This window comes from Vibrio sp. La 4.2.2, from assembly GCF_027586995.1.
GTDB classification, from domain to species: Bacteria; Pseudomonadota; Gammaproteobacteria; order Enterobacterales; family Vibrionaceae; genus Vibrio; species Vibrio mediterranei.
Genome location: NZ_JAPPTJ010000006.1, coordinates 239201 through 265408, shown reverse-complemented (window position 1 = coordinate 265408; position 26208 = coordinate 239201). Strand labels below are relative to the sequence as shown.

The 26208-nt window shown below is 43.6% G+C and carries 24 protein-coding genes; 18 read left to right on the top strand and 6 right to left on the bottom strand.

All coding sequences use genetic code 11. The annotated features are described in order from the left end of the window. Window positions 1–17: 17 nt before the first annotated feature. The 6 genes from recJ to OH456_RS15780 all read left to right on the top strand — a co-directional run bounded on the left by recJ (window position 18) and on the right by OH456_RS15780 (window position 6897). Window positions 18–1757, top strand: coding sequence for a single-stranded-DNA-specific exonuclease RecJ (gene recJ, locus OH456_RS15805; protein ID WP_124940652.1), 1740 nt, complete (start codon window positions 18–20; stop codon window positions 1755–1757). 104 nt (window positions 1758–1861) lie between these two features. After that, window positions 1862–2960 (top strand): peptide chain release factor 2 gene (prfB, locus tag OH456_RS15800; protein ID WP_096441785.1). Its coding sequence is split into 2 segments (ribosomal slippage): window positions 1862–1936 and window positions 1938–2960, totalling 1098 coding nucleotides; the frame shifts between segments, so codons are not numbered across the junction. A 34-nt stretch (window positions 2961–2994) separates the two neighbouring features. Then, on the top strand, window positions 2995–4512 hold the full coding sequence (gene lysS / locus OH456_RS15795) for a lysine--tRNA ligase (RefSeq protein WP_006075403.1): 1518 nt from the start codon (window positions 2995–2997) through the stop codon (window positions 4510–4512). Window positions 4513–4728: 216 nt separating this feature from the next. After that, window positions 4729–6057 carry a sigma-54-dependent transcriptional regulator gene (locus tag OH456_RS15790; protein WP_006075402.1) on the top strand — a complete coding sequence of 443 codons (1329 nt, stop codon included), beginning with the start codon at window positions 4729–4731 and terminating at the stop codon, window positions 6055–6057. A gap of 348 nt (window positions 6058–6405) precedes the next feature. Next, window positions 6406–6531 carry a hypothetical protein gene (locus OH456_RS15785; RefSeq protein WP_256200709.1) on the top strand — a complete coding sequence of 42 codons (126 nt, stop codon included), beginning with the start codon at window positions 6406–6408 and terminating at the stop codon, window positions 6529–6531. Window positions 6532–6645: 114 nt separating this feature from the next. Continuing rightward, window positions 6646–6897, top strand: coding sequence for a DUF1127 domain-containing protein (locus tag OH456_RS15780; protein ID WP_124940654.1), 252 nt, complete (start codon window positions 6646–6648; stop codon window positions 6895–6897). 52 nt (window positions 6898–6949) lie between these two features. On the opposite strand, the gene OH456_RS15775 is transcribed toward OH456_RS15780, so the two are convergent. Next, window positions 6950–7984: an NADP(H)-dependent aldo-keto reductase gene (locus OH456_RS15775; protein ID WP_236109132.1), complete on the bottom strand. Its 1035-nt coding sequence runs from the start codon at window positions 7982–7984 to the stop codon at window positions 6950–6952. 146 nt (window positions 7985–8130) lie between these two features. On the opposite strand from OH456_RS15775, the gene OH456_RS15770 reads away from it, so the two are divergent. Next, entirely contained in the window at window positions 8131–8436 is a 306-nt protein-coding gene (locus OH456_RS15770) for a DUF6482 family protein (RefSeq protein ID WP_006075661.1), read from the top strand. Window positions 8437–8456: 20 nt separating this feature from the next. On the opposite strand, the gene mutH is transcribed toward OH456_RS15770, so the two are convergent. Next, window positions 8457–9122, bottom strand: a complete 666-nt coding sequence (gene mutH, locus OH456_RS15765) for a DNA mismatch repair endonuclease MutH (protein ID WP_031493629.1) — start codon at window positions 9120–9122, stop codon at window positions 8457–8459. Window positions 9123–9750: 628 nt separating this feature from the next. Between mutH and rppH the strand changes: the two genes are divergently transcribed. Genes rppH through OH456_RS15740 form a run of 5 tightly spaced genes read left to right on the top strand, consistent with a single transcriptional unit; the run spans window position 9751 to window position 15046 of the window. Then, the gene (gene rppH / locus OH456_RS15760; RefSeq protein WP_038225527.1) at window positions 9751–10269 is read left to right on the top strand and encodes an RNA pyrophosphohydrolase; all 519 of its coding nucleotides are present in this window, start codon (window positions 9751–9753) and stop codon (window positions 10267–10269) included. A 2-nt stretch (window positions 10270–10271) separates the two neighbouring features. Continuing rightward, window positions 10272–12521: a phosphoenolpyruvate--protein phosphotransferase gene (ptsP, locus tag OH456_RS15755; protein WP_124940656.1), complete on the top strand. Its 2250-nt coding sequence runs from the start codon at window positions 10272–10274 to the stop codon at window positions 12519–12521. Window positions 12522–12542: 21 nt separating this feature from the next. Further along, entirely contained in the window at window positions 12543–13334 is a 792-nt protein-coding gene (locus OH456_RS15750) for a sulfite exporter TauE/SafE family protein (RefSeq protein ID WP_006075641.1), read from the top strand. Between the two features lie 33 nt (window positions 13335–13367). Then, a complete protein-coding gene (lgt, locus tag OH456_RS15745) occupies window positions 13368–14183 on the top strand; it encodes a prolipoprotein diacylglyceryl transferase (protein ID WP_006075640.1) in 816 nt (271 codons plus the stop codon). 11 nt (window positions 14184–14194) lie between these two features. Next, a complete protein-coding gene (locus OH456_RS15740) occupies window positions 14195–15046 on the top strand; it encodes a thymidylate synthase (RefSeq protein ID WP_270033826.1) in 852 nt (283 codons plus the stop codon). 41 nt (window positions 15047–15087) lie between these two features. On the opposite strand, the gene OH456_RS15735 is transcribed toward OH456_RS15740, so the two are convergent. Further along, a complete protein-coding gene (locus OH456_RS15735; RefSeq protein WP_006075638.1) occupies window positions 15088–15828 on the bottom strand; it encodes an SDR family NAD(P)-dependent oxidoreductase in 741 nt (246 codons plus the stop codon). Between the two features lie 113 nt (window positions 15829–15941). Continuing rightward, window positions 15942–16265: a hypothetical protein gene (locus tag OH456_RS15730; RefSeq protein ID WP_006075637.1), complete on the bottom strand. Its 324-nt coding sequence runs from the start codon at window positions 16263–16265 to the stop codon at window positions 15942–15944. Between the two features lie 245 nt (window positions 16266–16510). On the opposite strand from OH456_RS15730, the gene OH456_RS15725 reads away from it, so the two are divergent. Then, window positions 16511–17080, top strand: coding sequence for a Slp family lipoprotein (locus OH456_RS15725; RefSeq protein ID WP_270033824.1), 570 nt, complete (start codon window positions 16511–16513; stop codon window positions 17078–17080). A gap of 68 nt (window positions 17081–17148) precedes the next feature. On the opposite strand, the gene OH456_RS15720 is transcribed toward OH456_RS15725, so the two are convergent. Next, the gene (locus OH456_RS15720) at window positions 17149–18294 is read right to left on the bottom strand and encodes a Na/Pi symporter (protein WP_031493676.1); all 1146 of its coding nucleotides are present in this window, start codon (window positions 18292–18294) and stop codon (window positions 17149–17151) included. Window positions 18295–18700: 406 nt separating this feature from the next. Between OH456_RS15720 and nhaR the strand changes: the two genes are divergently transcribed. Together nhaR and OH456_RS15710 are read left to right on the top strand one after the other, a co-directional pair. Next, entirely contained in the window at window positions 18701–19594 is an 894-nt protein-coding gene (gene nhaR, locus OH456_RS15715; RefSeq protein WP_006075376.1) for a transcriptional activator NhaR, read from the top strand. A gap of 177 nt (window positions 19595–19771) precedes the next feature. Then, window positions 19772–20071 carry an ArsR/SmtB family transcription factor gene (locus OH456_RS15710; RefSeq protein WP_006075375.1) on the top strand — a complete coding sequence of 100 codons (300 nt, stop codon included), beginning with the start codon at window positions 19772–19774 and terminating at the stop codon, window positions 20069–20071. Window positions 20072–20135: 64 nt separating this feature from the next. Here the strand turns inward: OH456_RS15710 and rpsT are convergent, their stop codons facing one another. Next, window positions 20136–20396 (bottom strand): 30S ribosomal protein S20, encoded by a 261-nt coding sequence (gene rpsT, locus OH456_RS15705; RefSeq protein WP_031493675.1) that lies wholly within the window; start codon window positions 20394–20396, stop codon window positions 20136–20138. A gap of 258 nt (window positions 20397–20654) precedes the next feature. Between rpsT and murJ the strand changes: the two genes are divergently transcribed. The 3 genes from murJ (at window position 20655) to ileS (ending at window position 26113) form a co-directional block, all read left to right on the top strand. Then, window positions 20655–22217 carry a murein biosynthesis integral membrane protein MurJ gene (gene murJ, locus OH456_RS15700; RefSeq protein WP_333482764.1) on the top strand — a complete coding sequence of 521 codons (1563 nt, stop codon included), beginning with the start codon at window positions 20655–20657 and terminating at the stop codon, window positions 22215–22217. 69 nt (window positions 22218–22286) lie between these two features. Continuing rightward, the gene (ribF, locus tag OH456_RS15695; RefSeq protein WP_270033822.1) at window positions 22287–23222 is read left to right on the top strand and encodes a bifunctional riboflavin kinase/FAD synthetase; all 936 of its coding nucleotides are present in this window, start codon (window positions 22287–22289) and stop codon (window positions 23220–23222) included. A 62-nt stretch (window positions 23223–23284) separates the two neighbouring features. Then, the gene (gene ileS / locus OH456_RS15690; protein ID WP_270033821.1) at window positions 23285–26113 is read left to right on the top strand and encodes an isoleucine--tRNA ligase; all 2829 of its coding nucleotides are present in this window, start codon (window positions 23285–23287) and stop codon (window positions 26111–26113) included. Window positions 26114–26208 lie beyond the last annotated feature (95 nt).

Below are 26208 nucleotides of genomic sequence, written 5' to 3'. Positions count from 1 at the left end.
CGAGCCCATTTTTGTTTATGATAGAAATTCAACGTCGTCCTGAAGTCGATATTTCCGCTTTACCTGATTCCATTCCTCCGCTGCTAAGACGCCTGTATTTATCGCGAGGTGTTACCGATGTTGCTCAGCTAGAAAAAACAGCACGCGGCCTTATTTCATACCAACAATTGGCTGGTATCGATGCGGCTGTTGCTTTACTGTTTGAGGCGATTAAGCAACAAAAACGCATCATCGTTGTGGGTGATTTTGATGCCGATGGCGCAACGAGTTCCGCGTTATCAGTTCTAGCTCTGCGAATGCTAGGCAGTCGAAATGTCGATTATTTGGTGCCAAACCGCTTTGAAGATGGCTATGGTTTGAGCCCTGAGGTAGTGGACCAAGCAATCGAAATTGGCGCTGAAGTGATCATGACCGTTGATAATGGTGTGTCTTCGATTTCTGGTGTGCAATACGCTAAAGACAATGGCTTACAAGTGTTGGTCACCGACCACCATTTACCGGGTGCAGAACTTCCCAATGTGGATGCCATGGTGAACCCAAACCTTAATGAATGCGGCTTTCCTTCTAAGGCATTAGCTGGTGTTGGCGTGGCATTTTACCTCATGATGGCGCTTTGCGTGTTCATGCGTAAACAAGGTTGGTTTGCCAAGCAAGGTATGGCGGAACCTAAGCTGATGGAGCTCATTGATTTAGTTGCGCTTGGTACAGTCGCAGACGTAGTGCCATTGGATGAAAATAACCGAATTTTGGTGCATCAAGGTTTGCAGCGTATTCGTGCTGGTAAGGCTCGTCCCGGTATACAAGCGTTAATTGAAATCGCCAAACGCGATGCGCGTAAATTGGTGGCATCAGACTTTGGTTTTGCGTTAGGGCCAAGAATTAATGCCGCAGGACGACTTGATGATATGTCGTTTGGCGTTGAATTGCTGATGTCCGATAACATTCATGCAGCACGACGTATGGCGAGTGAACTTGATGGTTTGAACCAAACTCGTAAAGACATTGAAGAAGGTATGAAGCAAGAGGCGCTGGCGTTTTGTGAGCGTTTGCAAATCAGTGATAAATCCGAGCTTCCTTACGGCTTAGCCCTGTTTCAGCGAGATTGGCACCAAGGCGTTATTGGAATTCTAGCATCTCGAATTAAAGATAAATTTCATCGACCTGTTATTGCGTTTGCTGATGGCGGAGAAGGAACCATCAAAGGCTCTTGCCGTTCCATCCAAGGATTACATATGCGAGACGCTTTGGATCGAATCGATACGCAAAATCCGGGACTTATCTTGAAGTTTGGTGGGCACGCGATGGCGGCCGGTCTGACTATTATGGAGAAAGACTACGAACGTTTCAGTAAGTTGTTCGATGAAGTGGTTCGTGCTGAGTTAGGGGATACCGCACTAAAAGGCATTATTTTGTCTGATGGCGAGTTAACACCTGAAGAGTTTTCTATGCACACGGCGGAGCAGCTTCGTGCCGGTGGACCTTGGGGTCAAGCGTTCCCCGATCCGTTGTTTGATGGTGAATTTAAAGTGCTCCATCAAAAGCTGGTGGGCGAAAAACACCTAAAACTGATGGTTGAGCCAATGCACAAAGGGTTTGGCACTAATATTATGTTGGATGCAATAGCCTTCAACGTAGATTTACGCCGCTGGCCAGATGCTTCAGTGAAAACGGTTACGTTGGCATATAAATTGGACATTAACGAGTTTCGCGGAAACCAATCGTTACAGTTGATGGTAGACCATATAGAACCTCGCTAGAGCTGGATATTTTAGGTCAAGGAAGTTCGATATTTTTCTGTATCTTCGTCACATTTTTGAGTAGAATTCTTCGGTTAAATTCTACTCATAAATGCTGAGCAAATATGTTTGAAATCAATCCAATTAAAAACCGCCTACAGGATGTGACCGAGCGCACTAATATCCTGAGGGGGTATCTTTGACTATGACGCCAAGAAAGAGCGTCTAGAAGAAGTTAATGCAGAACTAGAGCAACCGGATGTATGGAATGAACCTGAGCGTGCTCAAGCGCTAGGTAAAGAGCGTGCATCACTTGAAGCTGTCGTAGAGACTATCGACCAACTTGACCAAGGTGTTGAGGATGTTGATGGCCTTCTAGAGCTTGCGGTTGAAGAAGAAGACCAAGAAACCTTCGACGAAATTGAACCTGAACTTGCTGAACTGGAAGCCAAGTTAGCTAAGCTAGAGTTCCGTCGTATGTTCTCGGGTGACCATGACGCATCAGATTGCTATATCGACTTGCAATCTGGTTCTGGTGGTACGGAAGCACAAGACTGGACCAACATGATGCTGCGCATGTACTTGCGTTGGGCTGAAGCGAAAGGCTTCAAGACCGAAGTGATTGAAGTATCTGAAGGTGAAGTCGCAGGTCTAAAAGGCGCAACAGTAAAGATCTCTGGTGAGTACGCTTATGGCTGGCTTCGTACTGAAACGGGTGTACACCGTTTAGTTCGTAAATCACCTTTTGATTCTAGTGGTCGTCGTCATACTTCATTTGCCTCTGCATTTGTTTATCCTGAGATTGATGACAACATTCAAATCGATATTAACCCTTCTGATCTTCGTATTGACGTATACCGCGCTTCGGGCGCAGGTGGTCAGCACGTCAACACGACAGAATCTGCGGTACGTATTACTCACGTTCCAACCAATATCGTAGTGCAGTGTCAGAATGACCGTTCTCAGCACAAGAACAAAGACCAGGCGATGAAACAGCTTCGTGCAAAACTGTTCGAATTTGAACTTCAAAAGCAAAATGCTGAGAAGCAAGCGAACGAAGATGCGAAATCTGACATCGGCTGGGGTAGCCAAATTCGTTCGTACGTTTTAGATGACTCGCGCATCAAAGACTTACGTACAGGTGTCGAAAATCGTAACACTCAAGCAGTACTTGATGGCGATCTAGACAAGTTTATCGAAGCTAGCCTTAAATCAGGCCTTTAAGCTTTTCACCAATTTAAAACGGGATACATCGAAAATGACTGATGATGTTCAAAATGAAAACCTACAAGAAGAAAACAAGCTGATTGCTGAGCGCCGCGCTAAATTGGAACAAATCCGAAAGAGCTGCAAGGCGAACGGACATCCGAACGATTTCCGTCGTGATGCGCTTGCTGGTGATCTGCAAAAAGAATTTGGTGAAAAGAGCAAGGAAGAGCTGGAAGCACTAAACCATGTAGTGTCAATTGCTGGCCGTATCATGGCGAAACGTGGCCCATTCCTTGTGATTCAAGAAACTTCTGGTCGTATTCAAGCGTATGCTGCAAAAGACGTTCAGAAAGAACTTAAAGAAAAATACCAAGGTCTAGATATCGGTGACATCATCGGTGTGAAAGGCGCGCTTCACAAATCAGGTAAAGGCGATCTTTACGTAAACATGGAAGAGTATGAGTTGCTAACTAAAGCACTTCGTCCACTTCCTGAGAAGTTCCACGGTCTGACTGACCAAGAGATGCGCTACCGTCAGCGTTATGTTGACCTGATCGTAAACGAAGATTCTCGCCAAGCGTTTATTGTACGTTCTAAGCTTGTGTCATCGATTCGTAACTTCATGAGCTCTAAAGGTTACCTAGAAGTTGAAACGCCAATGATGCACGTTATCCCAGGCGGTGCGACGGCTCGCCCATTCATCACGCACCATAATGCACTGGATATCGACATGTACCTACGTGTTGCGCCTGAGCTATACCTTAAGCGTCTAGTGGTTGGCGGTTTTGATCGCGTATTCGAGATCAACCGTAACTTCCGTAACGAAGGTCTTTCTCCTCGTCACAACCCAGAATTCACAATGATGGAATTCTACCAAGCTTACGCAGACTACAAAGATTTGATGGATCTTACTGAAGAAATGCTAAGCACAGTTGCGATGGATGTTCTAGGTTCTACTTCAATGCCTTACGGTGATGAGACGGTAGAATTTGGTGGTAAATATGCTCGTATGAGCATGTTTGATGCGATCAAACACTACAACCCTGAGCATGAGCAAATTCAAGCGCTAACAGAAGAAGACCTAACTAATCGTGAGCTTATGGTTTCTATCGCGAAATCAGTACACGTTGAAGTGGAAACATTCTGGACATGTGGTCAGCTTCTAGAGGAAATCTTTGGTGAAACGGCAGAACCAAAACTGATTCAGCCAACCTTCATCACGGGTTACCCAGCAGATATTTCTCCATTGGCTCGTCGTAGCGATGATAATCCATTCTTCACAGACCGTTTCGAGTTCTTTATCGGTGGCCGTGAAGTAGCTAACGGTTTCTCTGAGCTTAACGATGCAGAAGACCAAGACGCTCGCTTTAAAGCACAAGTTGACGCAAAAGACGCAGGTGATGATGAAGCTATGTATTACGATGCAGACTACATCACAGCTCTAGAGCACGGTCTACCGCCAACAGCAGGTCAAGGTATCGGTATTGACCGTCTGGCAATGCTGTTTACTAACACTCACACGATTCGTGACGTGATTCTGTTCCCAGCAATGCGTCCACAGCAATAAGCTGAAACGGTGACTCATTCTTACAAAGCCTCTCATTGAGAGGCTTTTTTCATGCCATATTTCTAAAAAGGTTTATAGAAAAGTCATAAATCGTGCACTAGTCTTAATTATGAGACAGTAGCGATTGTGTTAATTGCGATAGTTCTATTTGATAGCTATGACGAATTCAATAGAATTAACAAGTTGAATCTAAAAGCAATAATAAGGAATGATGTAATGGGAACCGAGTTTCGGATGGATTCTATCCCCGGCTCTTTAGTCGTAGTGGGTGGAACCTATGAGCCATGGCTATCTGTATTGGAGCAGGCTGGATGGCGATGCACGCAATGTTCCGACTTGCGAAAAGCCGATGCCTTGTTTTCAGAAATAGGCCCTTGTATTGGGATTGTAGACTTAACGAGGGATGATTTTAGCCTTAATGGCATTGCGAAACTTGTAAGTACACACAAGCAAGTTCGTTGGATTGCGTTTATCCGTGAGTCGCAGCTGAGTTCGGATACTATTTGCCAATTTATAGTTAATTTCTGTATTGATTTTTTCACTACGCCTATTCCTGATTCCCGTTTAATGAGCACAATAGGTCACCAGTTAGGAATGCTAAAACTGGAACAAAAAGTGTGGCCTCATAATGGAAATGACAATGACCTTGGTTTGGTTGGTCAGTCATTACCAGTGAGACGGTTGCGTGATCAAATTAGACGTATCGGCCCCACCGATGTCAGTATAATGATTCATGGCGAAGTTGGATCTGGCAAGGAGTCAGTAGCTAAAGCCATTCATCGCTGTTCTGCGCGTTCTCAAAAACCCTTCATCGCCGTCAACTGCCGAGCATTTTCCGACGCGCGTTTTGAAAATGAATTCTTTGGCATGCATGATGCCGACCGAGCATCGCTTTTAGATCAAGCCTCGGGCGGAACCATTGTTCTAAATGACATTTTTACCTTACCTCCCAAACAGCAACTTAACCTGCTTAAGTTTTATCAAGATGGTCAAATAGAGACGGCAAAGGGCATCAAAGAATTTGATGTGCGTATTTTAGCAGCGGATACATCAGATATTGAAAAAGCACTAGGCGATGGGATGTTCAACGAAGAGCTATTCCATTGCATAAATGTTCTTCGTATCAATGTACCAAGCCTTAAAGAGCGTGCGACGGACATTGGTTTGCTGGTCAGTCACCATATCGGTCAGTTTGCTAAAGAGTTTAATTCTCCAGTCAAATCTATCGATGATGATGCTCTGAAAACGCTGACGTATTACCATTGGCCTGGAAATGTGAAAGAGCTGATGAATCAGGTGAAACGTGCGGTGCTGATGACGGAAGAAGAAGTGCTGACTAAAAAGCATTTTGAGCTACCCGGTACTTTCTCTGGTAAGCGTAGCTTGAAGAGTATTCGAGAACGTTCTGAGCGTGATGCGTTGATCTTAGTGCTAGATAGCCATAATGGACAAGTTACACTAGCTGCCAAAGAGTTGGGCATTTCTAGGGCGACGATGTATCGTTTGCTCAATAAGCATAATTTGATTACTGAAGAGACGGTGTAGTCGTTGTTCATGATTAAAAAAGGCGCGGTCGCGCCTTTTTTAGTTTCTGTCGGGATATTTGGTATTACTGTTAATTAAGTGATGTGAATCGAAAGATTACAGAGTCATACAATATCTAGTTGTTTTATTTGGAAATAAAACGAATCACTAACACAAGCTATTTCTACAGTTCAATACATTGGGTATAAGTTATTACAACGGAATATATTGAAACATTCCTTTGTTTTTACATTTCTTGTTACATGTCTGTTGAAATTATCATCAATTTGCATAAGAATTACCCCTGAGCACTACGCTCAACCTTTCAAATTTATTTCGGATTATTAAGTGAGTATGGAGGCACAGAAAATGATGAATCGTATTTCTTTTATCAATATTTGTGCTGGCCGTTTTACTCATGCGGATCGAATCGCGACTGATCTATCTACTGCAATGGCAGCGGATAAACCGTCAATCGATACAGCACACGCTTAATTAGTCCGTAACCTCAAGAGGCTGCGGAAATAGCAGTCAACTGAGGAATCACAATATTTCTCCTTATATCCTGACCGCTATTTCTCTCCTCAAATTATTTTCTAGGAGAAAACTATGCGTACTTCAATTTACTTAACTGTTGCAACTTGGCTTATTAAAGCAGACATCCAAAAAGAAGAGCGTGAGTGGAGACGACGTTACCGTCGCAATGCACACCACTTGCCACTTCACAATGAGCACTTGTTAAAGGACATTGGTTTGGATAGACATGGCCGTCCACTTGGTCAAGTTGCTCCACCTCACATTGTAGCGAAACGTAAAACTCGTCACCTTCGTCGAGAATTACACTCTAGAATCGCTACGTAAAAAAAGGGCAGGTCGCTTATCGCGACCTGCCCATACTGTGTGAAAAACCTATTTAGGGGCATGGGTTAGAATATTTAGCCCCTATTTCTTGAAGTCCATTCAAGAGTTCATCAGAGAGTTCTACATCGATGCTGTTTATGTTGCTTTCTAGCTGCTTAAGATTGGTTGCACCAATAATATTAGAAGCGACAAATGGACGTTGATTAACAAATGCCAATGCCATCTGAGCGGGGTCTAGGTTATGCTCGCGAGCTAGGTCCACATATGCTTGTGTTGCTTCAATGCCTTGTGGAGTAAAGTAACGGACAAATCGCTCAAATAGACTGCAACGCGCTCCCTCTGGACGTTGCCCATTGAGATATTTTCCGCTCAAACAGCCGAAAGCGAGCGGTGAGTAAGCGAGTAATTCCACACCTTCGTGGTGGCTAATTTCAGAAAGGCCGACTTCAAAGCTACGGTTGAGTAGGTTGTAAGGGTTTTGAATCGAGACTATTCTTGGCAAATCATGTTTTTCGGCCAGTTTAAGTAGCGTCATAACTCCCCAAGGCGTTTCATTAGAGACTCCGATATAGCGTATTTTTCCAGCTTTGATGAGTTCGTTTAGTGCCTCTAATGTTTCGATTAGTGTAACTTCTTCATTTCCTTCAGGGTAAGGGTAGTTTAATTGTCCAAAACAATTGGTTTTTCTTTGTGGCCAGTGCAATTGGTATAAATCGATATAATCGGTTTTTAAACGGCTTAAACTATCGTCTACTGCTAAATGTATATTACGTCTATCTAGACTCATATTGTCGCGGATATAAGGAATATTTCGCGGTCCAGCGACTTTAGTCGCTAACACTACTTTTTGTCTTTTATCTGAATGCGAAAGCCAATCGCCAATATATTGTTCAGTTTTTCCTTGAGTCTTAGCACTTGGAGGAACGGGATACATCTCTGCAGTATCAATAAAATTAACACCGCGTTCTAGAGCAAAATCGAGCTGACTGAATGCTTCCTGCTTGGTGTTTTGCTCACCAAACGTCATTGTCCCTAAAGCTATCTTGCTGATTTCTAGCGAAGAGTGCGGGAGGTTATGATATTTCATTGAGCCTTCCTTGTTTGTTGTTGTTTTTATCCACTATACCTCGTTTTGGTAAAAGATCTGCTTGTTTAGTACCTAATGCGATTATTTTTACTAAACTGACTTTTATCAGTAACGCATTATCCACAAAAATAGTAAGGGGGTGGAATATGCAAAAACATCAGCTCGATCGTTGGCTACATGGGTATCACAAAGACACTTATAAACAACCCAAAGTTTTTGTGATTGGTTGTGCTGATATTTCACACTATCTGTTAGCAGTGGAATACAAACATAAATTAGAACCAATTAAACAAGATGATGAGCCAATTCATTTTGAGTCGTTGGACTCGGTGAAAGAGGAGTTGCATCGATTAGGTATCGAAAAAGCGTACCTTAGGTTGCATAACGCTTACGATGAATGTGGCAGTGCAGAAATGAATCGTTATTGTGATATCGAACTAAAACTTCATTAACTGGTTCGAAAATCTTCTGTTTAGACAAAGTACTGTTCAAGTATATGAGCAGTAAAGCGTGCTCTGAGGTAGAAACCTCGGGGCAGGGTACGTATTTTTTGTCCTGACGTACCGTAAGCTTCTGTTTTCACACGGCTATTGGCTGCTTTAGGGCGAATTTGTAACACCTCGCCGGTATGGGCCGTGATCTGATTGATTTGACCTAATGAAATAAGCTCCATCAATTCTTCCCAATCATTTTTCAACATGGTTTCTTCCTCTGGAGATGGGCTCCAGATTAGTGGAGAGCCAACATGTCGCTCTGCAACGGGGATCTCTCGTTCACCCTCAACCGGTAGCCAAAGGACACGAGACAGCTTATTGCGTATATGGCTAGTTTCCCACGTTACTCCATGAATGCCGGTAAGCGGTGCAACACAAACGAAAGTTGATTCTAAGGGCTTGCCGGTATGGCTAATAGGGAGGCTCTTGAGCTCAATACCAATGTCGGGAAAGTCTTGAACTGGCTTACTACCGGCCTTTGCACCTAAGTGCCACTCAAGTAGTTGTCCTACCCAACCTTTATCGCGCTTAAGATTATCTGGTACACACATGCCTGCCTGTGCAGCGAGTTCGCCAAATGTTAATCCTGCGATATCACGAGCGCGTTGTAATAGTTCTGTTTCGGAGGTCGGAGTTGGTTTCATAAATACGTTGCAGGTTAATTTAGGCCCAATAGGGAGCTAACTATTCTATCATGGCGATGAAGAATTTATCGGTATAAAAAAAGATCAGTCTGTTTGAGATTTGATCTATTCATGACTTATCCACAGAAAATTTATTCTCTAAGTTGAATTTGCCATGTGCTGTATGAATAATCAGTATTTTAACGCGGATTAACACTTGATAAATCGAGGTTTGTTTGAAACTCGACAGTTTCAGTGTGGATAAAATAGCCATAGGTTGATCTTTGACCGATCTGAGTGTGTGTATTTATTTGTAGTAAATTAGAGACTTTTACTTGATTGATTTGATTTTAAGTTTATGAAAATTATAAGTTTAATGTTCTCGCGTCGATCTTGGAAAAATTCGGCTTGGTAGAAAAAGAACCAAAAACTCGTAAAGATCATAGATTCTTCACATGGTTATTCACAGAAAAGGTGAATAAATGTGGGCTGGGTCTCATTGTTGTGTTGATAACTAAGGCTTTGCGCGAAACTTATCCAGTATGGCAGCATTTAATGGTAATTGTTCAAATTTACGGGCGACTAAGTTTGCTCAACTTGGGGATATGTGGAAAAATCAGGGTAATGAAAATTTAATTGAGGTTGGCCAGTGATAGATGGCGATGGTTACCGACTTAATGTTGGTATTGTGATTTGTAACAACCATGGTCAGGTCTTCTGGGCTAAGCGATACGGACAACATTCATGGCAGTTTCCTCAGGGCGGCATTGACGATGGTGAATCCCCTGAGCAAGCCATGTATCGAGAACTTTATGAAGAGGTGGGATTAACCAAGAACGACGTCAAAATCGTTGCAGTTAGTCGCCATTGGCTGAGATATAAGTTACCCAAGCGATTAGTACGCTGGGATTCGAAGCCAGTCTGTATTGGGCAAAAACAGAAATGGTTTTTACTGCGTTTAGATTGTGATGAATCTAAGATCAACATGCAGCGTGGTAATACCCCTGAATTTGATGGTTGGCGCTGGGTAAGTTATTGGTATCCAGTCAGGCAAGTGGTTTCTTTTAAACGGGATGTGTATCGACGTGCGATGAAAGAGTTTGCATCATTGGCAATGCCGTTTAAGGAACGTAAATTTAAAGGCAAGAGAAAGCATCGAAGAGGGTAAGTATGCTATCGCAACTAAGGGATATAGTTGAGCACGTTTCAAAGGTTGAAGATGTGCACGCCGCCCTCGAAATTCTTGTTCAACAAACTTGTGCAGCTATGCATACTGAATGCTGCACAATTTATTTGGCAAATAACGATAAACAGCGTTTGGAGTTAATGGCTACACAGGGCCTGACCTTCAAGGGCGACACTATCCATATCGATTTTAACGAAGGTCTAGTCGGCCTCGTAAAACGAACTGCCGAACCGATTAACTTGGCAGAAGCTGCCAAACATCCCGCATTTAAATTCTTCCCAGAACTTGGTGAAGATATCTACCATTCTTTCCTCGGTACACCGATTATTCATCGTAAACAGGTCCTTGGCGTTTTGGTTATCCAGCAAAAAACGTCGCGTCAGTTTAGCGAGATGGAAGAGTCTTTCTTAGTCACACTCGCAGCTCAGATAGCGGTTTTGATAGCACATGCAACTGCGCAAGGGCATGGCTTCTTTGACGATAATAAAACGGCGGTGATTAAAGGGATTGGGGCATCATCGGGAGTAGCTATTGGCCCAATCTGGTGGGACAACACTCAACCTGACTTAAGCAATGTATTTCCAGCTTCCGCGTTGGATATTGCGCGTGAACACGAAACGTTATCGGTCGCCATCGAAAATGCATTGGCTGACTTTAAGCGCATGCGTAAGAAGTTGGATCTTGAATTAAATAAAGATGCACTAGCAATATTTGATCTGTTCACTCACTTACTAAATGATCCTATGCTGCGCAATGATTTAAAAGCGCAGATACAAAAAGGCGATCGAGCAGACTGGGCTTTGCGCCAAGTAGTAGAAAGTTATGCGAACCGTTTTGCCAAGATGTCTGATGTATACATGCGCGAGCGTGCTCAAGATGTCAAAGAACTTGGCCAACGTTTGCTGTTTTTCTTGCACAATACTGAGCAGCCTATTCATGAATTCAACGAGCCTGTTATTCTTGTTGTGCGTGAACTTACTGCGTCCATTCTCGCTTCAGTACCCAAGGAACAGCTACTAGCTGTGGTGTCTCTTGAGGGGGCGGCGAACTCTCATGCGGCTATCTTATCCCGGGCGATGGGAATTCCTGCCGTTATGGGAGTGAACACTAACCCTGAGCTCCTAAGTGGCAAGGTTGGTATTGTGGATGGGTATAGCGGTGAGATTTTCCCTGATCCTAGTAATGAATTACTACTTGAATACCAAGAGTTAGTGACAGAAGAGACTGAGTTGTCTCGAATGGTTGAACAAACCGTTGATCTTGAAGCAAGTACAAATGATGGTAAACGCATCCAAATTATGCTGAATGCTGGCCTTAGCGCTGATACTAGTATTTCTTTGAATAAGAATGTCGATGGTGTGGGGTTATATCGAACCGAAATTTCCTTCTTGCTTCAGCAGCAGTTCCCTTCGGAAGAAGAACAGGTGCATCAGTATCGTTCGGTGCTCGGTGCTTATCCGACGAAGCGTGTTGTGATGCGTACGCTTGATATCGGCGGCGACAAGCCTTTGCCTTATCTGCCTATTGATGAAGACAATCCTTTCTTAGGTTGGCGCGGTATCCGCTTTACTCTCGATCATCCTGATATTTTCTTGATTCAGTTGCGCGCTATGCTTCGTGCGAGCGAGGGATTAGATAACTTAAGCATTCTTTTGCCTATGGTGTCGTCGGTACAAGAACTTGACGGAGCGACGGCGCTTATTGAGCAAGCTTATCAAGAAGTATCCGCAGAACATCCGAAGGTAAAACGCCCGGAAATTGGCGTTATGATCGAAGTACCTTCTATGCTGTATCTCTTACCATTTATGGCACAGAAGGTGGATTTTGTATCGGTTGGAACGAACGACTTAACGCAATATTTATTGGCTGTTGACCGCAACAACGCTCAGGTGGCCGATATTTACGAAACCCTGCATCCTTCCGTATTGGCGGCAATGAAACATATTTTTGAAACTTGTCAGTCGTATCATCTTCCTGTTTGCATTTGTGGTGAGCTGGCGGGTGACCCTATTGGTGCATTGCTGCTGGTGGGGCTTGGTTACGATACTTTAAGTATGAACACGTCGAACGTCGCGAAAGTGAAGTACTTACTCAGACAAACCTCACAGCAGGAGCTTAAATTACTTGCTGACAAAGCATTGATGCAACCGTATGGTGAAACCATTTATAATCAAATGCGTGATTACTTTGAGGATAAAGGACTAGCTGGCTTCATCCGTGCCGGTAAGTCTTAAACCAACCCTTTTGGAATACATGTGAACTACGAACTGATCTTATTACTACTGTGTCTTGGCGCAGTAGTCGGCACTATGTCCGGGTTGCTCGGCATTGGTGGGGGACTTATTGTTGTCCCAGCGCTGGCTTTCATCCTACCTAAATTTGGCATCGCGAGTGATATGGTTATGCATATTGCACTGGCGACTTCCTTAGCCTCTATCATTATTACATCAGGCTCTTCGGCAGTTAACCATCTTAAACTGGGTAACGTTGATTTGTTTGTTATTAAATGGCTTATGCCCGGCGTGGTGATTGGCGGATTTGCGGGCTCCAATGTCGCAGAGTGGATTCCTTCTCACTATCTACCGAAGGTGTTTGCTGTCATTGTACTGCTTCTAGCAATTCAGATGTTTTTGTCTATCAAATCGCAAGTGACGCGTAATCTCCCTAGTCCTTTTATCACAACATGTTGTGGCGCGGGAATCGGTATGGTATCGAGCTTAGCGGGGATTGGTGGGGGATCAATGTCGGTTCCTTTTCTTAGTAAACATGGCGTTGAGATGAGAAAAGCGGTAGGCTCTTCGTCAGTATGTGGTTGCGTGATCGCGATCGCAGGTATGATTGGCTTTATTATGCATGGCGCTAAAGTACAAGGGCTACCGGAATACAGTATCGGCTATGTCTACTTGCCGGCTTTACTGTCCATTGCTGCTACCTCAATGTTAACAACGAAATTTGGTGCAAAATTGGCGACAACTATGCCAACACCGAAACTAAAGAAGATTTTTGCAGTCTTCTTATTATTCGTTGCATTTTCAATGATGTTTTAATCTCAATACTCAAACCTGATAAGTGAGCGTTTTATGTCTCAGGGATATATCCAGTTTCCTAATATCGACCCAGTTCTTGTTGAATTAGGTCCCATTTCTATTCGTTGGTACGGCTTGATGTATCTTGTCGGCTTTGCATTCGCGATGTGGTTAGCTAATCGTAGAGCCGACAAGCCAAACTCAGGATGGACGCGCGAGCAAGTATCAGATCTGTTGTTTGCAGGTTTCTTAGGGGTGGTGCTAGGTGGCCGCATAGGATACGTCCTATTTTATGGTTTTGATGAACTGCTACGTGACCCGCTCTACTTGTTCAAAGTATGGACCGGTGGTATGTCGTTCCATGGTGGCTTGTTAGGCGTTATTACCGCTATGTTCTGGTATGGCAGAAAGAACGGACGCACGTTTTTTAATGTCGCAGACTTCATCGCGCCTCTTGTTCCTTTTGGTCTAGGTATGGGGCGTCTAGGTAACTTTATGAACAGTGAGCTTTGGGGACGAGTGACTGATGTGCCATGGGCGATCATCTTCCCTAATGGTGGACCTTTTCCACGTCACCCGTCTCAACTGTACGAATTTGCCTTAGAGGGTGTTGTACTGTTCCTAATTTTGAATTGGTTTATCAAGAAACCTCGTCCAGAAGGGGCTGTGTCAGGTTTATTCCTTCTGGGTTATGGTACATTTAGATTCTTGGTCGAGTTCGTACGTGAACCTGATGCACAATTAGGACTGTTTGGTGGCTTTATTTCTATGGGCCAAATCTTGTCTTCACCAATGATTATCCTTGGTGCACTAATGATTGCATGGGCATACAAAGTCAACGGACCGAAACTACAAAAAGTATCAAAGTAATAGGAATTGTCGTGAAGCAGTATTTAGACTTATGTCAGCGAATCGTTAACGAAGGCGTTTGGATTGAAAATGAGCGTACGGGTAAACGTTGTTTAACCGTAATCAACGCAGATCTGACCTATGATGTCGCCAACAACGCATTTCCTCTAGTTACTACAAGAAAGAGCTTCTGGAAAGCAGCCGTAGCTGAGCTATTGGGATATATTCGTGGCTACGATAACGCGGAAGACTTTCGCAAGTTAGGAACCAAAACATGGGATGCTAACGCGAACTTAAATGAAGCGTGGCTGAACAATCCTTACCGTAAAGGTGAAGATGATATGGGCCGTGTCTATGGTGTGCAGGGCCGTGCATGGGCTAAGCCAGATGGTGGTCATATAGATCAACTTCGTAAGATTGTGGATGACTTAAGCAAAGGGATCGATGATCGTGGTGAGATCTTAAACTTCTACAACCCAGGCGAGTTTCATATGGGGTGCTTGCGCCCATGCATGTACAGTCATCACTTTTCGTTATTAGGTGATACGCTGTATTTGAACAGTACGCAACGTTCATGTGACGTACCCCTTGGTTTAAACTTCAATATGGTTCAAGTCTATGTGTTCTTAGCGATTATGGCTCAGATTACCGGTAAAAAACCGGGACAAGCATTTCATAAGATCGTTAATGCGCATATTTATGAAGATCAACTGGAGTTGATGCGAGATGTTCAGCTAAAACGTGAACCACTGGCTGCTCCGACGTTCCGTATCAACCCAAAGATTAAGACGCTTGAAGATTTAGAAACCTGGGTGACGCTTGATGACTTTGAAGTAGAAGGTTACGAGTGCCACGAGCCTATTCGCTATCCATTTTCTGTCTGAGAATAAGGCCGAGTATTGCTCGGCCTTATTTTTAACGAGAGCTACCAGTTAATTTTCTCTCTTTCACTAAAGAATCCCGCTGTTGGTCCATCGGCATCTAGCGTTGCTAACCAAATGGCTGTATCTGCACCTTCTTTAGGGGACTTTAATCGAATATGTTCACCATAATCAGGCAGCTCATCCAAATTCATTCCTGAATCAACCCATCCAGGACAGTAAGAATTTACTTTAATTCCAAATGGCTCTAGCTCTTTTGCAAACAATACTGTGTTGGCATTTACGCCAATCTTCGAGGATTGATAGGCTGCGCATACATCGTCTTTAATCGGCGAGGCCATGTCAGAAAGTTGAGCAAGTTGACCTGCTTGACTGGAGACATTGACTATTCTGGCTTGAGAAGACTTTTTGAGGAGTGGTGTTAGAGCACGAGTCAGTAAGAAAGGGCCAATCTGGTTGACCTCAATCACTCGGCGGTAGGTATCCTCATCTATAAGAGAAGGATGTCTACCAAGATCGACTAAGATAGCTGCATTATTAACGAGTACATCAAGACGACCAAACTGCTCTTCTATCTTATTAGCAACCGCAGGAAAGACCGATGACATGGCAAGGTCCAATTTAAGATGGGAGGCGGTATAGCCTTTCTGGCGAAAATCATTAACTAATGCTGAGCAGGATTGAATGTCGGCCATGATGACATGAAAGCCTTGTTCCATTAATAACTCAGAGGTGGCTAAGCCGATACCCTGATAAGCACCGGTGACTAAGGCAATTTTCTGCATGACTGACCTTTTTGTTGACTACATTTAGGCCAGTCTATCGACGGGGCTATCAAAAGGGGAGTAACAAGGGGAATGTTACTCTGTCCCATACGTTATGCTGTCAATGGTAATGCTTAGTCGTAATAGGCATCCTCGATAATTTCTTCTTCAACGATTTCTTCTTCAATAATCTCTTCTTCTACAACGACATCCGTCGCCACTTCACAGGCTCCTTCATCGTATGCACCGTCGATGGTTCCCGCCACTGCGCCAGCACCGCCACCAATAGCTGCTCCAGCAGCAGCGCCGGAACCACCATCTACAATACCGCCAACGACTGCGCCAGTAATCGCCCCGTCGACCGCACCATCAATAGCGCCTTCAGCGGTTTGGTCACAGTAATAGGCATAACTCGGTGAAGATAAGATTAGAGCTAGGGCAAAGAACTTGAGTTTCATGGTTTATTTCTCGATTGATGAGTTTGCCTATTAGCCTAAGTGATTGAATTGGTTATTATAAGTAACATCTCGTCAAACCTTGGTTAGTTTAGAGTGTGTTTATTGTTGAGAGTAATTAACAGAAGGGAACGGATTTTTCTCACTGATAGTATCGTTAATAAATCCAGAGAAGGAGTTATAAGGTACTTGCGAGATAGTAAATAAGTCACTCATACTTGAGCTAAAAGAACCTGTGGAGACGGAACATGCGATTACTAGGGATAGCGTTGAGTCTTATATTAATAGGATGCAGCGGTGCGCCCAACGAAATCAAAGTTGCTGATGAGAAGTTATTGATTGAGTTTAATCAAGCGGTAAAAGAGGCGACACTGTATGTCGGCCAGCCAGCTAGATGGGGTGGAGTGATTGCAAATTTGACCAATTTAACCCCTAACACCAGTGAGCTACAAATTAGTCAATTTGCATTGGACTCAAAAGGTCGTCCTGATGATACTCAACAGGACAGTCAACGATTTGTCGTCAATGTCGATAGGTTCTTAGACCCTGAGGTGTTTACTCAAGGTAAATCAATGACATTTGTTGGTGTTATAGAAGGCATGACTTCAATTACGGTTGGGCAACAGGAGCTTAAGGTTCCGGTATTAAAAGCCTCAAACTACTATCTTTGGACTGAAGATAAACGCATTAAAACTTATTATGTTGGTGACCCATATTATAACTACTATTACGACAGCTATTATTACTGGGATGATATCGACGACGCCGATTTGATCGAGCACTATGATGACTTTGATTATGACTACGGTGATTTCTAGATAGTAAAAGGCCCAGCTACATGTAGCTGGGCCTTTTTAGTAGAGCTTAGCGTCTGGCTGCTTAGTGTCTATGCTGTTAGCGCTAGAATAGTGCCTGGAATAACAACAAAGATAGAAGCGAGGTAACCAGCGACGACTGCTTTGTTCTTGATAGCCATGTCCGAGATATAGTCTGCACCTTTCACTGGCAGTTCTCTCAAGAATGGAATACCGAAGATAAAGACGGTTGCCATGATATTGAATACCAGGTGCACCAGCGCGATTTGCAATGCGAATACTGCGTATTCTCCAGAAACTGCTGTCGCTGCTAATAAGCCAGTGATACACGTACCGATATTAGCACCTAGTGTAAATGGGTAAACATCACGAACTTTCAGCGCACCTGAGCCAACGAGAGGCACCATTAAGCTGGTCGTTGTTGATGAAGATTGCACAAGAATCGTAACGATAGAGCCTGATGCGATACCATGTAGCGGACCACGACCAATAGCGTTTTTCAAAATTTCACGTGCACGGCCAACCATCAAGCTCTTCATTAGCTTACCCATAACAGTAATCGCCACGAAGATAGTTGCAATACCAAGAACAATCAGTAGTACGCCACCTGTTACGCTGCCAAATGAGCTCAATGGCTCCTGAATCGCACTTACTACAGGCTTGGTGATTGGCTTGATGAAGTTCAGGCCTTTCATGCTCATGTCACCTGTTGCTAGCATTGGTGATACAAGCCAGCTAGAGATTTTGTCTAGAATGCCAAACATCATCTCCAATGGAAGGAAGATAGCAACGGCTAGCAGGTTAAAGAAGTCATGGATCGTTGCACTTGCAAAGGCACGCTTAAACTCAGTGTTACAACGAACGTGACCCAAACTTACTAGTGTATTGGTAACCGTAGTACCAATGTTTGCACCCATGATCATAGGGATGGCTGTCGTTACAGGTAAACCACCAGCAACCAAACCAACAATAATCGAAGTGACGGTACTAGAAGACTGAATTAGTGCAGTAGCAACTAGACCAATCATTAACCCAGCTACAGGGTGTGAGGCAAATTCAAATAGTACTTTTGCATGTTCACCTGTTGCCATTTTAAAGCCACTACCCACCATTGAAACAGCAAGTAGCAATAAATAAAGCATGAACGCCAAGTTAGCCCAGCGTAACCAACGCGTCGTATTCGACATTGGAGTCGCAGCTGTTGTTGCTTGGTTCATCATAGTTTTCTCCATTTGGCCGTGTAATTCGTAAGTTGGCCTGTTGTTGAATCTGAGGCGATATTAGATCTCAAATATTACAGAAATATGACGTTTCTATTTCTGTGTTAATTAACTGCGATGTTTGCTTGGTTTTTGTATTTGTTGGTATTTTTTGTTTGTGTAAATTATTGATTTTTAAGTGCTGTTTTCTTTTGGAGAAAAAGAGATTAATTTGCCATCATCAATGAATAAATTCGATTTAGAGCGAGTATTATGATGCTTATATGACAGTGAGGTGGCTAATGTGACAATGTAATCTTCGGAAAAATTATCGAATTTTAATTGTAACGTAAGTTTTATCGAATATTGTCGCTTGAGGAAGATTTTGCTATAAATGAAACACACTCATTTTAGGCGATATCGCATGTCACACCTTAACTATAATCACCTCTATTATTTCTGGATGGTCTGCAAACAGGGTTCAGTTACGAAAGCTGCCGATGCGTTATTTTTAACGCCTCAAACAGTAACAGGGCAGATTAAAGCATTAGAAGAGAGAATGGACGGTAAGCTCACTAAGCGAAATGGACGTAGCGTTGAGCCAACTGAGTTAGGGCAGTTGGTATATAAGTATGCTGACCGCATGTTTGGTTTAAGCTATGAAATGTTGGATATCGTAAACTATAGCCAGCGTTCGAATGTACTGTTCGATGTTGGTGTGGCCGATGCTCTTTCTAAACGTCTGGTCAGTAAAATATTGATGACCACTATCCCGCCAGACAACAGTATTCATCTACGCTGTTTTGAATCCACTCACGAAATGTTGCTGGAACAATTGGCTCAGCATAAATTGGATATGATCCTATCGGACTGTCCTGTGGATTCAAGTCAAAGTCCTGGTTTGTTTAGTAAGAAGTTAGGTGAAAGCCGCATGAGTTTCTTTACGTCGGGCTATATCGATAATGTGAGTTTCCCTGAGATTCTTGAACAAAGACGTTTGCTGATACCCGGTAGTCGTACCTCGATGGGACGTAAAGTACTGCAGTGGTTTGATCAACAGGGTATTCAACCGAATATTCTTGGTGAATTTGATGATGTCGCATTGATGAAAGCCTTCTCAATGTATAAAGAGGATGTCATTTTTCTTGCTCCAAGTATTTACATGTCAGAGATGAGAGACAAACGCCACCTTCAACTGATCGGCGATATTGAAGATCTGAAAGAAGAATATTACGTTATTTTTGCTGAGCGAATGATTCAACATCCGGCGGTAAAGAGCGTTTGTGAGGCAGATTTCACCGATTTGTTAGCGTTTTAAGATTCGTGTTAGGTAACAAATTAGTAAAGAGAAATACACTATTTTAAACAAAGCGCTACTAACAACATTTTTATCCATGTAAAATGTGATGAGATTTATGGATTTATTACGAGAAAGATGGTTAGTGTCTAAGTGATAAAGAAGTAAATAAAGACGGATAAAACATAGAGGTAAAGTATGAACTTGCAGGAGATGGAAAAAAACGCATCACAAGCGGTAGTTCTCCTTAAGGCGATGGCTAATGAGAGACGCCTGCAAATTCTGTGCATGCTCCACAATACAGAGTTATCAGTAGGGGAATTGTGTACTCGATTAGAACTCAGTCAGTCAGCATTGTCACAGCATTTGGCCTGGCTGCGTCGAGATGGCTTAGTGTCGACGAGAAAAGAAGCGCAAACGGTCTACTACACATTAAGTAGTAAAGAAGTTCGTCAGTTGATTGAACTATTACACGGCCTTTATTGCAGCTCAGAATAGTGTGATTTACAGATACAAAAAAACCGGCATTAGCCGGTTTTTTTAACACAATACAAAGTCTAAATTATAGAGCTTTGATTGCAGCAGAGAAGCGTGCCTTGTGACGAGCTGCTTTATTCTTATGAATAAGGCCTTTAGTCGCCATGCGGTCAAGGATTGGAGTAACTTCTGCAAATGCTGAAGTTGCTGCTTCTTTATCGCCAGCTGCGATAGCTGCGATTGTTTTCTTCATGTAAGTGCGCATCATAGAGCGACGGCTAGCGTTGTGCTGACGACGTTTCTCAGCTTGGATAGCGCGCTTCTTAGCAGATTTACTGTTTGCCAAGGGTCTAACTCCCAAAAACTTAGTTCGGTGACAATTTAAGGGCGAGGAATATCCCTCATTTGCGCTTAATTGTCAAATGATTTGTGCAAAAACCCGACGATACAAAACAACTTTTGATATCTGTGGGCTATCGCGGTTAAGATGGCGGGGATTCTAACAGTATTTTTCGACCAATGCTAATACTAATCCTCTCTTCAATAACAAACGCTATTGAATCCGATAAATAGCAGGCATTGGCTAGGTAATTCAGAGGTTATTGTGAGTAAACGCCTTCTTAAGTCAGGCATGATTGTTAGTGCCATGACGCTGGTGTCTCGTGTATTGGGACTCGTTCGAGACGTTGTAGTTGCCAACCTTATGGGGGCAGGTGCAAGCGCAGATGTTTTCTTCTTTGCTAATAAGATTCCTAATTTTCTACGTCGTCTGTTTGCTGAGGGGGCTTTTTCCCAAGCATTTGTTCCGGTGTTAACGGAGTATCACGCATCAGGAGATAAAGATAAAACTCGTGATTTAATAGCGAAAGCGTCAGGTACCTTAGGCGTCATTGTGACAATAGTGACGCTATTAGGTGTTATAGGGTCAAGTGTTGTCACGGCACTATTTGGTTTCGGTTGGTTCTTAGATTGGCTAAATGATGGGCCTGCTGCGCCTAAGTTTGAGCTTGCCAGTTTGATGCTTAAGATTACCTTTCCTTACTTATGGTTCATCACCTTTGTGGCGTTATCTGGGGCTATTCTCAATACCTTAGGTAAGTTTGCTGTTTCTTCTTTTACCCCTGTTTTTCTAAACGTCATGATTATCCTCTGTGCGTGGTTTATTTCTCCAAACCTTGCCCAGCCGGAAATTGGCTTAGCCATTGGCGTATTTTTAGGTGGTTTTGTCCAGTTTGCCTTTCAATTGCCTTTCTTAATAAAAGAGGGCGTATTGGTAAAACCTAAGTGGGGCTGGCGCGATCCTGGCGTAGTGAAAATCAGAACTTTGATGATTCCAGCATTATTTGGTGTGTCGGTTAGCCAGATTAACCTGCTTTTTGACACCTTTATTGCTAGTTTTCTTGCCACGGGGTCGATCAGCTGGCTTTACTATTCCGATAGACTACTTGAGTTCCCTTTGGGCTTGTTTGGAATCGCTATCGCGACGGTTATTCTTCCTGCGCTGTCACGCAAACATGTAGATGCGCATAGTGAAGGATTCGCTAGCACGATGGATTGGGGAGTTCGAATGGTTATCCTGTTAGGTCTTCCAGCCATGTTAGGACTGATGGTGTTAGCCAAGCCGATGTTGATGGTCCTGTTTATGCGTGGTGAGTTTACTCCTCACGACGTTCATCAAGCCTCATTGTCATTGTTAGCTTACGCATCTGGCCTGCTTAACTTTATGTTGATTAAGGTGCTGGCTCCGGGTTACTACTCGCGTCAGGATACCAAAACACCAGTGAAGTATGGCATTGTAGCCATGGTGTCTAATATGGTCTTCAATGCTATTTTTGCTTACTTCTATGGATATGTTGGACTAGCGATGGCAACCGCGTTGTCGGCATTTATCAATATGGCGTTGTTATACCGAGGGCTACACCTACAACGTGTTTACCAGATTAGCCGTCAGACTATCGGCTTTGTGGCACGTTTAGTGGTGGCGGCCGTGGTTATGGTGCTAGTGCTTCGTTGGCAGTTACAAGATATGCAGCAATGGCTGACTTGGGGCTTAACAGAGCGTGTGTATACCTTGATCGGATTGATTTTGATGGGTGCTGTGAGTTATCTAGTTAGTCTATTTGTTCTTGGAGTTCGAGCTCGAGATCTAAAAGCAGCGACAGATTAACAATGATTGGTTATAATCCGTCGGTTTCACACTAGTATTATTTCATTAAGCAGGTGGTTTAGTCGTTTCATGGAACTCATTCGAGGCATACATAACCTAAAAAATCAGCACCATGGCTGTGTGTTAACCATCGGAAACTTCGATGGTGTGCATTTGGGGCACCAACGTGTACTCGATCAGGTGAAGAAGAAAGCATTGCTTTTGGGTTTGCCTGCTGTAGTAATGACTTTTGAACCGCAACCGATGGAATTGTTTGCTAAGGATAAAGCGCCGGCTAGACTGACTCGTCTTCGTGATAAGTTTGAATTGCTTGAAGCAATGCACTTGGATCGTTTGTTGTGCGTTAACTTTAACCGTCGCTTTGCCAGCATGTCACCGGAGTCTTTTATCAAAGACTTGTTGGTGAATAAATTGGGTGTTAAGTTCCTTGTTATCGGTGATGATTTTCGCTTTGGCAAAGGGCGAGAAGGCAACTTCGATATGCTCAAAAAAGCCGGTGAAGAGTTCGGCTTTGAGGTGGTGAATACCGCTAGTTTCTGTGTAGAAGACACACGTGTGAGCAGTACGGCGATTCGCCAAGCACTAGCTAGTGATCATCTTGATGAGAGTGCAGAAATGTTAGGGCGTCATTATACGCTGTCTGGGAGAGTGGCTCACGGTCAAAAATTGGCGCGTGATTTTGGTTTTCCAACTGCTAACATTTCTTTGAAACGCTATGTGTCACCTGTTCGTGGTGTATACGCTGTGCAGGTGTATGGGGTTGATAGTCAACCGTTACCTGGCATTGCTAATGTTGGTAAAAAGCCAACCGTAGCAGGGACTACCCCAGATTTAGAAGTGCATATTTTCGACTTTGAAGGCAACCTTTATGGCAAGCAAATTGAAGTCGCTTTATTGCATAAAATTCGTGATGAGAAAAAGTTCGAGTCACTTGAGCTGCTTAAGCAGCAAATAGAATTGGATGCTGATGTAGCAAGGGTGTGGCTACGTCAGTTTAAGGGTTAGCGGAAGATTCCACCGCTAACATAATGTCTAACTTTCGCCCAATACAACGGAATTAAGAATCGATGAGTGAGTATAAAGATACCCTGAACCTACCTGAAACAGGGTTTCCTATGCGCGGCAATCTGGCAAATCGTGAGCCAGAAATGCTTAAGCGTTGGTATAAAGAAGATCTTTACGGTGAGATCCGTAAAGCTAAGAAAGGCAAAAAATCCTTCGTGCTGCACGATGGACCTCCATACGCGAACGGTGACATTCACATTGGTCACGCACTAAATAAGATTCTTAAAGACATTATTATTAAATCCAAAACACTTTCAGGTTTTGACGCCCCTTATATTCCTGGTTGGGATTGCCACGGTCTACCAATTGAATTAATGGTAGAAAAGAAAGTAGGCAAACCAGGTCAGAAGGTAACGGCTGCTGAATTCCGCGAAAAATGTCGCACTTATGCGGAAGGCCAAGTTGAAGGTCAAAAAGAGAGCTTCAAACGTCTAGGTATTCTTGGTGAGTGGGATAAGCCTTATCGCACAATGGACTTTGATACTGAAGCGAACATTATTCGTGCGCTTGGCAAAATTGCTGATAAAGGTCACCTATTGAAAGGCTTCAAGCCTGTTCACTGGTGTACAGATTGTGGCAGCGCACTAGCAGAAGCAGAAGTAGAATATAAAGATAAAGTTTCTCCTTCTATTGATGTACGTTTTAAAGCGGCTGATGAAAGCGCGCTTATCTCTAAATTCTCATTGAATGAAGGTCATGAAGGTCAAGGTGATATTTCAATCATCATCTGGACAACAACACCTTGGACTCTGCCAGCAAACCGAGCAGTCTGTCTACGTGATGACTTAGAGTACGTATTGATTCAAACAGAAGGCGACAACCCAGAGCGTATTATCGTTGCGTCTGAGTTAGCAAAAGATGTGATGGATCGTGCTGGTATCGAGCACTTCCATAATCTAGGTTTTGCGAAAGGTGCAGATCTTGAGTTATCTCAGTTCAACCACCCATTCTATGACTTTACAGTACCAGCTATTCTTGGTGATCACGTAACTACCGATTCTGGTACTGGTGTGGTGCATACAGCACCTGGCCACGGCCAAGAAGACTTTGCAGTAGGCCAAAAATATGGTCTAGAAGTTGCGAACCCTGTAGGTTCTAACGGTGTTTATCTACCTGACACTGAGCTATTTGCTGGTCAGCATGTATTTAAAGCTAACGACGCTGTGGTAAAAGTACTTAAAGAAAAAGGTGCGCTACTGCATCACCATGCTTACGAGCACAGCTACCCACACTGCTGGCGTCATAAAACGCCAATCATCTTCCGAGCAACACCACAATGGTTCGTATCAATGGACCAAGCTGGCCTTCGTGCTAAAGCACTAGAGTCAATTAAAGGTGTTGAGTGGATGCCTGAGTGGGGCCAAAGCCGTATCGAAGGTATGATTGAAGGTCGCCCTGAGTGGTGTATCTCTCGTCAGCGTACATGGGGTGTGCCAATTGCTTTGTTTGTTCACAAAGAAACTGCTGAGCTTCATCCGAATTCGCTAGAGCTTATCGAAAAAGTAGCTCAGCTTGTTGAACAAAAAGGCATTCAAGCTTGGTGGGATGTTGAGCCTGCTGAACTATTAGGTGATGAAGCCGACAACTACGAGAAAGTGCTTGATACCCTAGACGTATGGTTCGACTCAGGTGTGACACACTACTCTGTTGTGGATGCACGTGAAGAATATAACGGCAATAGTGCTGACCTATATCTAGAAGGTTCTGACCAACACCGTGGCTGGTTCCAATCGTCGCTAATTACGTCTATTGCGATGAAAGACGAAGCACCATACAAGCAAGTGCTGACTCATGGCTTTGTGGTTGATGGTCACGGCCGTAAGATGTCGAAATCTATCGGCAACGTTGTAGCTCCAAAAGATGTTACCAACAAACTGGGTGCGGATATCCTTCGTCTGTGGGTAGCTTCAACAGACTACACTGGTGAAGTGGCGGTTTCTGATGAAATCCTTAAGCGTTCCGCTGATGCTTATCGTCGTATTCGTAACACAGCCCGTTTCTTCCTAGCGAACCTAAATGGCTTCAACCCAGAAACGGATCTTGTTCCTGCTGATGAAATGGTAGCGCTTGACCGTTGGGCGGTTGGTCGTGCGCTAGCTGCACAAGAAGAGATTGTAAAAGCTTACGGTGAGTACAACACACACGCCGTAACACAGCGTTTAATGCAGTTCTGCTCTATCGAAATGGGCTCTTTCTATCTTGATGTGATCAAAGACCGTCAATATACAGCGAAACTTGGTGGTCACGCACAGCGTAGCTGTCAAACTGCTCTTTACTACATCGTAGAAGCACTGGTTCGTTGGATGGCGCCAATCATGTCGTTCACAGCAGACGAAATCTGGAATGAAATGCCGGGTCAACGTGACAAGTTTGTGTTTGCAGGTGAGTGGTTCGATGGCCTATTTGGCCTTGCTGAAGGCGAAGAGCTAAGCAACGAATTCTGGACTGAAATCCAGTCAGTTCGTAACGCGGTGAACAAGCAACTTGAATCTGCACGTGCAGAAAAGATCATCGGTGGTGCACTGCAAGCAGAAGTCACTCTATATGCAGACGATACGCTGACGGCAACCATCAACAAGCTTGAAGATGAGCTTCGTTTTGTGCTTCTTACTTCAGCAGCAACAGTTAAGCCGCTATCAGAGAAAACTGACGCTGCGAAAGAGACGGAAGTTGAAGGTCTGTTTGTTGAAGTTAAGGCAACGGAAAACGAGAAATGTGACCGTTGTTGGCACCACACTCCAGATGTAGGCACGATCGAAGGTCACGAGAAGATTTGTGGTCGCTGTGTTTCGAACATCGCAGGTGAAGGTGAAGTTCGTAAGTTTGCTTAATTGACAGTAAGTCAACGGAACTTTTAACTAATATGACAGCCCCAGTTTTTACTGGGGCTATTTTTAGCTAGTACTTTTCTTATGCTTGTTTAAGC